This is a genomic window from Arthrobacter sp. LAR12-1-1.1 (assembly GCF_040676555.1).
Classification (GTDB): Bacteria; Actinomycetota; Actinomycetes; order Actinomycetales; family Micrococcaceae; genus Arthrobacter.
Genome location: NZ_JBEGIG010000052.1, coordinates 1 through 359, shown reverse-complemented (window position 1 = coordinate 359; position 359 = coordinate 1). Strand labels below are relative to the sequence as shown.

At 68.8% G+C, this 359-nt stretch carries 1 protein-coding gene; it reads left to right on the top strand.

Going from position 1 to position 359, the window contains the following annotated elements; genetic code table 11:
• Positions 1–359, top strand: a 359-nt coding sequence (locus MRBLAR12_RS19935; RefSeq protein WP_364747933.1) for an AMP-binding protein, incomplete at both ends; no start/stop codon positions are given.

The window sequence follows — 359 nt, the reverse complement described above, 5'->3', positions numbered from 1 at the left end:
CGTGGACACCTGGTGGCAGACCGAGACCGGGGCACAAATGATCGCCCCGCTGCCCGGCGTCACGGCCACCAAGCCCGGCTCGGCCCAAGTCCCGCTGCCCGGCATCGCCGTGGACGTCGTGGACGAGTTCGGCGAATCGGTGCCCAACGGCCACGGCGGCTTCCTGGTGATCCGCGAACCGTGGCCGGCCATGCTGCGCGGGATCTGGGGCGACCCGGAGCGGTTCAAGGAAACGTACTGGTCCCGCTTCGAGACCATGTACTTCGCCGGCGACGGCGCCAAGAAGGACGAGGACGGCGACCTCTGGCTGCTGGGCCGGGTCGATGACGTGATGAACATTTCCGGCCACCGGCTCTCCA